This is a genomic window from Staphylococcus pasteuri, assembly GCF_003970495.1.
GTDB lineage: Bacteria > Bacillota > Bacilli > Staphylococcales > Staphylococcaceae > Staphylococcus > Staphylococcus pasteuri.
This window is the reverse complement of the sequence record NZ_RXWW01000038.1, coordinates 26277-38373: the sequence shown is the minus strand read 5'-3', so window position 1 is coordinate 38373 and position 12097 is coordinate 26277. Positions and strand designations below refer to the sequence as shown.

Here is a 12097-nt window from a genome sequence, read left to right as displayed (position 1 = left end):
AAATAGTTGTTATAGATGGCAAAATAGGTTATGTAGGCGGATTTAATGTTGGTGATGAATATTTAGGTAAATCCAAAAAATTTGATTATTGGAGAGATACTCATCTCCGTGTCGAAGGTGACGCAGTTAATGCACTACAATTAAGATTTATACTTGATTGGAATTCACAATCTACACGTGACAATATTACGTATGAAGAACGCTACTTCCCCGATGTTAATTCAGGTGGAACTATAGGTATACAAATTGCCTCTAGTGGACCTGATGAGGAGTGGGAACAAATTAAATATGGCTATCTCAAAATGATTTCTTCAGCCAAAAAATCTATATATATTCAATCACCGTATTTTATACCTGATCAAGCATTTTTAGACTCTATAAAAATTGCTGCCTTAGGTGGCGTTGAAGTAAATATTATGATACCTAATATGCCAGATCATCCCTTTGTTTATTGGGCAACTTTAAAAAATGTAGCATCACTACTCGAAGCTGGTGTTAACGTTTATCAGTATAATAATGGATTTTTACATTCAAAAACATTAATTATTGACGATGAAGTTGCTAGTGTTGGTACTGCAAATATGGATCATAGAAGTTTCACACTTAATTTCGAGGTAAATGCCTTTATATATGATGAAGGTATAGCTAGATCACTAAAACAAGCTTTTATTGAAGATTTAAAGGTATCAGATCAATTAACAAAAGAAATTTATGAACAACGTAGTTTATGGATTAAGTTTAAAGAAGGTATTTCTCAATTATTGTCTCCAATTTTATAGGAGGTATTTAGCCCTATAGATAGATCATAATCAAAGTTAACCTGAGACGTAAAAGTGTGAAAGTCTCAGGTTTCATTATGAAAAGGAAAGGATGTCTGTATGAAAGATGAAGAACGAATCAGTCTAGCTAGCCAGTATATGGAATCATTTCATAAAACTGACTATAGCGGTCATGACATTGCACATGTTTATAGAGTACATTCAATGGCAAAACATATTGCTTACAATGAAGCTATCAGCAACACTTTAATAATCGAATTAGCCAGTCTTTTACATGATACTATTGATGCAAAATTAGTAGATACAACGTCGGCTAAACAACATTTAAATCAATTTTTAGATAAACTTGAAATAACTCATTCAGATCAATCTCATATTCTTCATATCATTGAAAATATGAGTTATAAAAATGGTGCTAACAATCATGTTGAATTAACAGTAGAAGGACAAGTTGTTAGAGATGCTGATCGTTTAGATGCTATTGGTGCCATAGGTATAGCTAGAACTTTTCAATTTGCAGGCCACTTTAAAGAACCAATGTGGACTGAATCTAAATTACCCAAAAATTTTAATGATGATACTTTATCCACTTTATCACCTTCAGCAATTAAACATTTTTACGAAAAATTATTTAAATTAAAAGATTTAATGCACACGAATACTGCTAAACAAATCGCTATTCAACGTCATGATTTTATGGAACATTTTGTTTCACAATTCTTATCCGAGTGGCATCAATTATAGAAAAAAGCGACAAATCATTGATTTGTCGCTTTTTATTATTATTTTTTATTTTTTTTGGATACTACTTGAGTATTTTTACCTTTTTTATTTGATGACTTACCGTCTTGATCAAATTTTTGTAGTAAAGGTTCAACTTCTTTTTTAGCAAGTTTAGAATAGTACATATTAGCAAAGTGTGTTTGCACAACTAAGAATGCCGCACTGACTGACCAATATAAACCTAATGCTGAAGCAGAACTTAATGAAATCCAAATAATCATAATTGGTGACACAATCATCATCATGTATCCCATTTGACGTTGTTCTTGAGGCATTGTTTTACTTGATACATAGGCTTGGATAAAGTATAAAACACCTGCAATAATAGTAATCCAAATATCCGGTTTAGTTAAATTAAACCATAAGAAATGTGGATGTACTGATAAACCACTAACTAATTTATCTTTTAGAACAAAGTATAATCCCATGATAATCGGCATTTGAATGAGCATTGGTAAACAACCAAGCATACTCTTCATTGGATTCATATCATATTTTTTATAAACTTCCATTAATTCTTGGTTAGCAGCCATTTTCTCTTCTTGAGTACGAGCACGCTTAACTTTTTCCTGAATACCATCTACTTCAGGTTTTGCAACTTTCATTTTTTCACGCATCATATGACTATTTTTATAGTTTGATAACATGAATGGTAGTAACACTAAACGTATAACTATTACTAAAATGATAATAGCTAAACCATAATCATTGTTTAAAACATCGTTACCTAACCACTGTAATAAGTGTTTCATAGGTTCAACGAACGTATTATAGAAAAATCCACTACGAGCTCCAGGTTTAGAATAGTCACAGCCTGCTAAAAAGACCATTAAACCTAAAAACAAAGGTAGCAACGCTTTTTTCTTCATTTTTCCACCTCTATTGTAATATTCACATAGGTTTTATTCTATCATACTCATACCATGGTATAAAACAAAAAGTGGAAAAAATTAATGATTAATTGAAATATTTCTTAAATTCATTAACAGTGTTGTCAATATTCTGGCTTCTACTTATAGCTGAAATAATTGATATACCGTCTGCATTAGCATCTGCAATAGACTTAACATTTTCCTCAGTAATGCCACCAATTGCAACCATTGGAAATGCACCAATTCTTCGTCTTAACTGTTTAATCATCTCTGGACCAACTGGTTCACTTGCATCACTTTTTGAAGGTGTATTAAACATAGGACCTACACCTATGTAATCAACATTTGTTAAATCAGACGTTTCATATTCACTTATATTACCAACACTAAGTCCGATAATTTTGTCTTGAAAGTCATTGGCAAAAGCTTTCACGTCTTCATCATCCTGACCTACATGTATACCATCAGCATTAATTTTTTTTGCTAGTGATACATCATCATTAACAATAAAAGGTACATGATAAGATTGACATAATGATTGTAATTCTTTTGCTAATTTCTCTTTTTCATTATCTTTCAAAGCATTCTCGCCCTTTTCTCGAAACTGAAACATAGTTATTCCAGCCTCAAGTGCTTGGGTTAAAACTGTTTTTATTGATTTTTGTTCAGGTATATCTTGAGTTCCACAGATAAAATATATTTTTAATTGTGACGCTTTAAATTCCACCTAATCAACCTCTTCTTTTTTAACATATTTTTCATAAGTCTTATAATCGAGTAAATACATTTGATCTAATAATTCAGGTAAAAATGAACCCGGACCTTTTACTTTATCTTCACTTGCAGCAATTTCACCTGCTATATTATAAAAGCTTACTGCTTCGACAAGCGTTTCATGTTTAGGTTTAGTATTTCTGAATAAGAAACTCGCAATGATACCACCTAATAAACAACCTGCACCTGTAATTTTAGCTGACATAGATGAGCCATTTGAAAGTTTTGTCATTTTATTATCTTGCATCACAATATCATGTTCACCTGTAATTACTATAGCAGTTTGATATTTTTTATATGCATCATTTGCAATGTCTAATACATTTAATTCACTGTCTCCATCTGTACCTTTCATTGTTGTATTTGAATCGACTAGTGTTAAAATTTCAGAAGCATTTCCTTTGATTACAGATACATCCACTTCGTCTAAAAAGCGTTTACAAAAATCTTTTCTATACTGTGATGCTCCAACTGCGACTGGATCAAAAACAATAGGAGTTTCTAATTCGTTAGCAATTTTACCAATTTTTATTAAATCATCTTCATTATTATGTGTAAGTGTCCCAATGTTTATAAGCAAACCGCCCGCAACTTTATAGAAATCTCTCGCTTCTTCAGGCGCTTCACTCATTGCTGGACTTGCACCTATGCTTAATAAACCATTAGCAGTAAAATTTTTTACAACATCATTGGTATAACAGACGATTAGTGGATTTTCATTTCTAAGTTTTTCTAAATTATTCATCATCTAACCCTTCTTTCTTAAGATATGCGAAGTGATTAACAGGGCCACGACCTTTACCTATTTCTGGTGTATATTTGATACTTAATGAAATGAATTTTTTAGCTTTTTCTACCGCTTCATATATAGAACGACCTTTGGCTAATTCTGCTGTTATTACTGCTGAAAATGTACAACCAGTACCATGTGTATGTTTAGTTTCAAAACGTTCATCTTCAAATGTATAAACACCATCTTGCGTAAACAGAAAATCTTTAGCATTATTTAAATCTGCAGAATGCCCGCCTTTAATAACTACGCCCTTACTTCCAATTTCATTAATGAATATATTACCTGCTTTACGTATATTTTCTTCTGTATCAATCTTGATACCAGTTATTTCTTCAGCTTCTGGTATATTTGGAGTAACGACATCTGCTAATGGCAATAAAGTATCTTGAAGTTTTTGTTTGGTTTCATCATTCATAAGAGAGTCTCCACTTTTAGCAAGCATAACTGGATCAATAACATATGGAATTTCGGGATATTGTTGTAAGTAACTTTGTACTAAATGCATTGTATCTTCAGTTGCAATCATTCCTGTTTTAATTGCATGAGGTAATTCATCATTAAATATACTTTCTAATTGTTCTTTTACCCATGATGTCTCAAGATTATGAATATGCTGAACCCCTAATGTATTTTGAGCGACAATACTAGTTATTGACGCCATGCCATACACACCACAAGAATGGAATGACTTAAGATCTGCCATAACACCTGCTCCACCTGTTGGGTCTGTACCAGCAATTGTTAATGCTATTTTAGGCTTATTCATATTTATCACCTCGATAATTCCATTTTTCATCTATATAAGCCATATTGAAAAAGTTTCTCTCATGTAGTGTACTTTGCAAGAAGTTCTCTTTAATTTCATTTTTTTCATTTTCAGTACATTGTTGAGTTAAACGATCCATCAAGTCATCAAAGACACGGACTAATTCATCCATTTCTGTACTATAAAATTCAAACCAATCAACTGTTTTTTCATCACGATTTAAATTTTGATCTTGCATTGCTCTTTTAGCAATAACGGCATAAACATAAGGGCATGGCGCCATTGCAGCAATCGTATAAGCAGCGTTTTCATGTGCATAAGCATTATAATACATATGTTTGATGTAGTGATCTCCACTTGGTGGCCATACTTTTTCTTTAACAATTTCATCATATGGTTCATTTATGAAAGCAGCTAAAGATTCATGAGCGGCCACTTCACCTTCTAACATAAATTCTATTTGATCAACCAAAAATTTCACATCTTCTAATTCTGACATTTTAGGTATCAATAATGCATATAAATTAGCAAATTCCTTTAAATACGAAGCATCTGCACGCAAATACTGTCGAACGGCTTGTTTCGATAATTCACCATGCAATAAATCTTGAATAAAACCATCGTTGTAAATATCTTCAATAATTGGTTCTGCAGCTACCCTTAATTCTTTAGAAAAACTCATCACAAATTGCCTCCTTGAAATAAAAAAACTACTTCCCAAATAGGAAAGTAGTTAATATCAAGGTATATGTACGCCTTTAATAATAAATACTACTTTCCTACGTTGGTGCTAACCAAATCAGGTTGTAAGGGTCTGAATAAAATTCATCTCAGCCATAAGGCTCCCCTAGTAGTTTTCTTTTTAATTACTGTCATATATAACATTAGCAAAATAAACACATGAAATCAATTATCTAAAAGTTTCATTTATTAATTTAATAAAAATTCAAAGACAATTGAAATTTCCACGTTTTTAAACTAAGTCATTTTTATGATAAAAAAATTCACCCTATCAAAATAGGGTGTAAGAAATATCTTATATTATGCAGTTACCCATTGGCTTGGGCCAGCTGTATCATATAATTTTTGAGCTGCAGCGTCTTGAACGTGTTCAGGAGCACTTGAAGCTGGTTGACCTTGATATTCAGATGGAGCTACTGAATCCCAAGTTGATTGTAAGAATTGATACTTACCTGAAGCACCAGTTGATGGGTTTGTAGCATGAATGTCGCCACCTGATTCACGTTGAGCGATTTGTTTTAAGTGATCATTTACGTTTACTGATGAACCACTTGAAGCTTCGCTTGAGCTTGATTGATTATTTGAAGTAGTTTCTTGTTGTGGTTGTTGAGTTTGTTCAGTTTGTGGTGCTGAAACTTGTTCAGGTTGAGCTGATTTTGATTGTTGTTGATTGCTTACTTCTTGTGCAGAAGTTTCGTTAGTTGATGCTGAAGCTTGTTCACTTACATCTTGTTGTGGTTGAGCTTGAGTATTTGAAGCTTCAGTTGATTGACCAGATTGGTGATAATCCCATGAGAAGTTTGTACCATCTGATTCAAAGTGATAAGTGAAACCATTGTAATCAAATGTATAGTTATAAGCACCTTCTTGGATAGGGCTTTCGTTTAATGTTTGATCATTTGATTGAGCTTTTTGAGCTAATTCTGCTTCATTAATATTTGCTTCGCTTGCGTGTGCGTCGTGTCCAGCATTACCTGCTACAACGCCTAATCCTACTGCTAATGATGATGCAATAATTGTTTTTTTCATTATTAAAAAATCCTCCTAAAAGTGATTTGTTTTCTTTAACTAATTTACAAATACTACTGTAACATCCATAAATTCCTCGCAGGTTACAGCCAAATAAAAATGAAAGCTAGTTTTTTACGTGCGAATTACATTGTATTTTAGTGTAATTTTAAATTTTATCCTTTTTGAAAACTGCCATGACAGTTTATATAATACATGTGTCTGTGATGTGTTTGTAATAAAATTGAAATCTATCAGATAATTCTGACGTGAATTGAATCAATTTTCCTGTATAAACTAATAAATAAACGACCTTTTTTAATACTATTTTAAAAAAGGTCGCTCGAGTATAATTGAAAGATGATAATTTATATTAAGATAGGATAAAGTATAAATAATTGGGAGTTATTGAATAATTAATGGATGTCTAACCTATATTAAAGAGTTCATTTGACTCTTCATCATATTCGTTAGAGAGGATATTGGATTCTTTTGCCTTAGAGGACATAAATTTAATTGTTTCTACATATAGTTCTGTTACAAAATGAGTCTGGTTATCTTTTTCATATTTTCGCGATCGCATTTGACCAGTTATTCCTACTAGTGAACCTTGATGTGTATATTTTTCAATGTTACTTGCAGTTTTGCCAAAAGCTTTACAATATAGATAATCGCATGCAATCTCATTATTTTGATCTTTATAATTTCTTTCAGTAGCTACACAAAAAGTTGCTACTTTATTACCGTCCTCCTTTTCATAAATTTGGGCATCTTTAGTAAGTCTGCCAACTATAACTATTTTGTTTAACATGTGTCACCTCCTCTTACCTATTATAATAATTATTTCTCTCATTACCGTCAAAATGCTATTTTTTCAAAATATATAGCTATTTACCCTTAATTTTTGATATATTTAAAGAAAATAATCAAAAATTGTATACTCCAATTAAAAATAAATCATTTTTTGTAAATATAAAACAAATGGGAAGTGACTTTATGAAGACATTTAAAGCTGTACGTTTTCAAATCGTAAGTGAAAACGGTGGTGTGACTGAATATGAGTTAGAAGATGGTGTCATTATTAATAAAGAAGGTAGTGGCACTGGTTGGTTACTAGAAATTGTAATTTCAAATGAACATTATCACACGTTTAAAGACTATATAGATAATGATAAATTATTAGATATTCGTGTCGTAATTACTAGACCTGCAAATGATCCTGCATTATTTGATGCCACTGTTAAAAGTGTTAAGCAATTTGATAAAACAATGTCAGTCGTATTTGAATGCCATATCTATACTTTACGTCAAGTTTATGCCGAAAGTTTATTAGAAGAACTTGTCGATGATGGATTAACTGGTGAAGAATTGAAAAAAACATTCAACCGTATGATGCAATCTAAACCTAAACTTAAAGATGAAAAATTTGAAAGATAATGACGCATATTAAAAGCCTACAGTCAGAATATCCTGATTGTAGGCTTTAGTTTATGATTTATTTTGCATCTTGTATTGCAAATGTTAGTTCACAACTACAAGCCAATTGGCCATCTACAGTTGCTTTTGCAGTTCCTTTACCAATTGGTCCTTTAATTTTAGTTATTTCTACTTCTAACATTAGTGTATCTCCTGGTGTAACCTGTCTTTTAAATCGACATTTATCAATACCTGCGAATAAAGCTATTTTACCTTTATTTTCTTCACTGTTTAACATTGCTACTGCACCAGTTTGAGCTAATGCTTCAGTAATTAATACACCAGGCATAACAGCGTAATCTGGAAAATGCCCTTGGAAGAATGGTTCATTACCTGAAACTTGTTTTAATCCAACGCAACGTTTACCTTCTTCGTATTCAACTACTCTATCTATTAATAAAAATGGTTGTCTATGAGGGATGATTTGTTTTATTTGATTATAATCGAAAATTGTTTCCATGATGTTTAAACCTCCATATTTGAATGAAAAATTAATTAATCATTAATGCGTTCGATATCTGCACCTAATGATTTTAATTTACCATGTAAGTCTACATAGCCTCTGTCTAAGTGTTTTAATTCAGTTACTTGTGTTGTTCCTTCTGCAACTAAACCAGCTAAAATTAATGCAGCAGCCGCTCTTAAATCAGTCGCTTTAACTTGTGCACCTTGAAGATTGCTTTTACCTTCAATTTTAGCACTTCTACCTTCTACATCGATGTTTGCATTCATTCTACGAAACTCAGCAACGTGCATAAATCTATTTTCAAACACTGTTTCTGTGATTACTTTGTGACCATTTGCAGTCAATAGTAAAGCCATCATTTGAGATTGCATATCTGTAGGGAATCCTGGATGTGGTAATGTTTTAACATCTACTGGGTTTAAATCTCCATCAGCAGATACTCGGATACCATCTTCTAAATATTCTAAGTTAACTCCCATTTCTTCAAGTTTATAAACTAAACTAGACATGTGTTCTTTGATTGCGTCACGTACAATGATGTCTCCACGAGTGATTGCGCCAGCGATTAATAATGTACCTGCTTCAATTCTATCTGGAATAATAGAATGTTCTACACCAGTTAAATGATCGACACCATGAATTGTAATCGTATCAGTACCTGCTCCAGTGATTTTACCGCCCATTTCATTGATATAATTAGCTAAGTCAACAATTTCTGGTTCTTTTGCAGCATTTTCTAATACTGTTTTTCCTGAAGCTAATGAAGCAGCCATGATTAGGTTTTGAGTACCGCCTACACTTGGAAAATCTAAATGTATAGAAGCACCTTTTAAACCATCTTTAGCATTTGCATAAATATTTCCATTTTCTAAATGAATTTCTGCACCTAATGCCTCGAATCCTTTAATATGTTGTTCAATTGGACGACTTCCAATTGCACATCCACCTGGTAAAGCCACTATTGCATGGCCTAAACGAGCTAATAAAGGTCCCATTACTAAGATACTTGCACGCATTTTACTCACATATTCATATGGTGCTTCTTCATTTAATGTATTAGTAGCATCAACTACTACCGCATTTTCTTCTTTTTTATACGTAACATCAGCATTTAAAGTTGATAATACGTTGTTTATAGTTTCTACATCGCTTAATGCTGGTACATTTACTAATTTACTAGTACCTTCTGAAGCTAATAATGAAGCTGTTAATACAGGTAAAACTGCATTTTTAGCACCTTCTACTTTAACTTCACCTTTAAGTTGGTTACCACCATTAATTACTATTTTATCCATCTTAAATCCTCCACTTAAATCTCCTAGTTATTTACATTTCCCTACTATATAAAATTTATCATTCAATAATATATTATATCCGTTTTTCATTATGAAAAAACTAAAAAAGAACTATTTCATTATATATTTTAATTGAGTGGAAAACTGTAACAAATCAATTATAAAATTACTAACACTAGTACCTAATAATATAGCAAAAAATATCATGCATATTTGAATTTGTTTCGTATAACCTTTTTTAAAAAATTGATCGAGGCGAATTGCATTTAATGCCCAGTAAGCTATACATATACATATCACATGTAAAATTAAATGTATTATCGCAAATTGTCCTAGATAATCCATATTTTACTCCTTAGAATTGATTACTGTATAACATTGTACATGAAATAACATAATAATGATACTACTATTAACTGCAAAAACAGAAGATTTGTATGTATATTAAAAGGCTTGGAAATACCTTAAATGGTGAATTTCCAAGCCTTTTATAATTTATTTAAGTTCAGCCACACGTAAACGGTTATTTGCACGTTCTAACGCTCTTTTGGCTCTATTTATGTCACTATTATCATCATTATCTAAATGTGATTCTGCTCTTGCTTTCGCTAATTTAGCTCTTTCAACATCGATTTCAGTAGCAGTTTCAGCTGTTTGGACAATAATTGATAGTTGATGTTGTCTAACTTCTACAAACCCATCACTAACAGCTACATATTCATTTCCATTATGAAAATTCACTTTTACGTAGCCAGTTTTTAATGCAGAAACGGTTGGAATGTGTCCATTCATCACACCCATTTCGCCAGCTGTAGTTTGTAAAACAGCTAGTTCTACATCATCTCGTTCATAGATAGAACCATTAGGAGTGACAATTTCTAGGCTTAATGTATTCATTATCCATACCTCCTAATTATTAGACTTCAACACCCATGTCTTTAGCCTTCGCAATTACATCTTGCATGCTACCTACTAAACGGAATGCATCTTCAGGAATATGATCATATTTACCTTCTAAGATATCTTTGAAATCAGCTACAGTTGTTTTAACTGGAACATAAGATCCTTTTTGACCAGTAAATTGTTCAGCAACGTGGAAGTTTTGTGATAAGAAGAATTGAATTCTACGTGCACGTTCTACTGTTTGTCTATCTTCTTCAGATAATTCATCCATACCTAGAATCGCAATAATATCTTGTAATTCTCTGTATTTTTGTAATGTAGATTGTACATCACGTGCAACTTCATAATGCTCTTGTCCAACTATTGAAGGTTCTAATGCTCTAGAAGTTGAAGCTAATGGGTCAACAGCTGGGTAGATACCCATTTCTGTTAATTTACGCTCTAAGTTTGTAGTTGAATCTAAGTGAGCAAATGCTGTTGCTGGTGCTGGGTCAGTATAGTCATCGGCTGGTACGAACACTGCTTGAATAGATGTTACAGAACCTTTATTTGTAGACGTAATACGTTCTTGTAATTGACCCATTTCTGTAGCAAGTGTAGGTTGGTAACCAACGGCTGAAGGCATACGACCTAATAACGCTGATACCTCTGAACCTGCTTGCGTAAATCTGAAAATGTTATCAATGAATAATAAAACGTCTTGTCCTTGTTCATCACGGAAGTATTCTGCCATTGTTAAACCAGATAAAGCAACACGCATACGTGCGCCAGGTGGTTCGTTCATTTGACCAAATACCATTGCTGTTTTCTTAATTACGCCACTATCGCTCATTTCATAGTATAAATCATTACCTTCACGAGTACGTTCACCAACACCCGCGAATACTGAAATACCACCATGTTCTTGAGCAATATTGTTAATTAATTCTTGAATTAATACTGTTTTACCTACTCCGGCACCACCGAATAATCCAACTTTACCACCTTTAATGTAAGGTGCTAATAAATCTACAACTTTAATACCTGTTTCAAGAATTTCTACTTCAGTAGATAATTCATCAAATCCAGGTGATTGTCTATGAATAGGATCACGACGAACTGAATCATCAAGTTTTTCTTCTAAGTCAATCGTGTCGCCTAGTACGTTAAACACTCTTCCTAGTGTTTCGTCACCAACAGGTACACTAATGTCTTTACCTGTATCTTTAACATCCATGCCTCTTTGAACACCATCAGTTGAATCCATTGCGATTGTACGAACAACGTCATCACCTAATTGTAGTGCAACTTCTAGTGTTAAGCTAACTGTTCCTTCTTCTTTTGGAACTTCAATAATAAGGGCATTATTAATATCAGGGACTTCGTTATGTTCAAAACGAACATCAATGACAGGACCCATAACTTGAGTTACACGGCCAATTCCCATGCTATTTTCCTCCTT

General features: G+C 32.6%; 15 protein-coding genes and 1 riboswitch. Of the genes, 3 read left to right on the top strand and 12 right to left on the bottom strand.

Features of this window, described 5'->3' with window-relative positions:
* Both cls and CD121_RS06070 read left to right on the top strand, forming a co-directional pair.
* The coding region (gene cls / locus CD121_RS12395) for a cardiolipin synthase (protein ID WP_257214267.1) at positions 1–779 on the top strand (779 nt) is incomplete at its 5' end.
* A gap of 99 nt (positions 780–878) precedes the next feature.
* Positions 879–1523: an HD domain-containing protein gene (locus tag CD121_RS06070; protein ID WP_017636755.1), complete on the top strand. Its 645-nt coding sequence runs from the start codon at positions 879–881 to the stop codon at positions 1521–1523.
* Between the two features lie 38 nt (positions 1524–1561).
* Here the strand turns inward: CD121_RS06070 and yidC are convergent, their stop codons facing one another.
* The 7 genes from yidC to CD121_RS06035 all read right to left on the bottom strand — a co-directional run bounded on the left by yidC (position 1562) and on the right by CD121_RS06035 (position 7327).
* Positions 1562–2431, bottom strand: a complete 870-nt coding sequence (yidC, locus tag CD121_RS06065) for a membrane protein insertase YidC (protein WP_017636756.1) — start codon at positions 2429–2431, stop codon at positions 1562–1564.
* An 88-nt stretch (positions 2432–2519) separates the two neighbouring features.
* The gene (thiE, locus tag CD121_RS06060) at positions 2520–3161 is read right to left on the bottom strand and encodes a thiamine phosphate synthase (protein WP_046466906.1); all 642 of its coding nucleotides are present in this window, start codon (positions 3159–3161) and stop codon (positions 2520–2522) included.
* Positions 3162–3953, bottom strand: a complete 792-nt coding sequence (gene thiM / locus CD121_RS06055) for a hydroxyethylthiazole kinase (RefSeq protein WP_046466905.1) — start codon at positions 3951–3953, stop codon at positions 3162–3164.
* The gene (thiD, locus tag CD121_RS06050; RefSeq protein WP_017636759.1) at positions 3946–4767 is read right to left on the bottom strand and encodes a bifunctional hydroxymethylpyrimidine kinase/phosphomethylpyrimidine kinase; all 822 of its coding nucleotides are present in this window, start codon (positions 4765–4767) and stop codon (positions 3946–3948) included. The genes thiM and thiD overlap by 8 nt, the downstream gene beginning before the upstream one ends.
* A complete protein-coding gene (gene tenA / locus CD121_RS06045) occupies positions 4760–5449 on the bottom strand; it encodes a thiaminase II (protein WP_017636760.1) in 690 nt (229 codons plus the stop codon). The genes thiD and tenA overlap by 8 nt, the downstream gene beginning before the upstream one ends.
* 77 nt (positions 5450–5526) lie before the next feature.
* Positions 5527–5626: riboswitch (TPP riboswitch) on the bottom strand.
* Between the two features lie 182 nt (positions 5627–5808).
* On the bottom strand, positions 5809–6537 hold the full coding sequence (locus CD121_RS06040; protein WP_029056185.1) for a transglycosylase family protein: 729 nt from the start codon (positions 6535–6537) through the stop codon (positions 5809–5811).
* Positions 6538–6943: 406 nt separating this feature from the next.
* Positions 6944–7327 carry a single-stranded DNA-binding protein gene (locus CD121_RS06035; protein ID WP_017636762.1) on the bottom strand — a complete coding sequence of 128 codons (384 nt, stop codon included), beginning with the start codon at positions 7325–7327 and terminating at the stop codon, positions 6944–6946.
* 185 nt (positions 7328–7512) lie between these two features.
* Here CD121_RS06035 and CD121_RS06030 point away from each other — a divergent pair, with 185 nt between their 5' ends.
* Positions 7513–7953, top strand: a complete 441-nt coding sequence (locus CD121_RS06030) for a YwpF-like family protein (protein WP_017636763.1) — start codon at positions 7513–7515, stop codon at positions 7951–7953.
* Between the two features lie 58 nt (positions 7954–8011).
* Here CD121_RS06030 and fabZ read toward each other — a convergent pair whose 3' ends face one another.
* From fabZ to atpD, 5 genes are all read right to left on the bottom strand, one after another.
* Positions 8012–8452, bottom strand: a complete 441-nt coding sequence (fabZ, locus tag CD121_RS06025; protein WP_002451649.1) for a 3-hydroxyacyl-ACP dehydratase FabZ — start codon at positions 8450–8452, stop codon at positions 8012–8014.
* Positions 8453–8487: 35 nt separating this feature from the next.
* Positions 8488–9753 (bottom strand): UDP-N-acetylglucosamine 1-carboxyvinyltransferase, encoded by a 1266-nt coding sequence (gene murA / locus CD121_RS06020; RefSeq protein WP_017636764.1) that lies wholly within the window; start codon positions 9751–9753, stop codon positions 8488–8490.
* A gap of 111 nt (positions 9754–9864) precedes the next feature.
* The gene (locus CD121_RS06015) at positions 9865–10098 is read right to left on the bottom strand and encodes a DUF1146 family protein (protein ID WP_017636765.1); all 234 of its coding nucleotides are present in this window, start codon (positions 10096–10098) and stop codon (positions 9865–9867) included.
* A gap of 150 nt (positions 10099–10248) precedes the next feature.
* The gene (locus CD121_RS06010; RefSeq protein ID WP_017636766.1) at positions 10249–10650 is read right to left on the bottom strand and encodes a F0F1 ATP synthase subunit epsilon; all 402 of its coding nucleotides are present in this window, start codon (positions 10648–10650) and stop codon (positions 10249–10251) included.
* Between the two features lie 19 nt (positions 10651–10669).
* Entirely contained in the window at positions 10670–12082 is a 1413-nt protein-coding gene (atpD, locus tag CD121_RS06005) for a F0F1 ATP synthase subunit beta (RefSeq protein WP_017636767.1), read from the bottom strand.
* Positions 12083–12097: the final 15 nt, after the last annotated feature.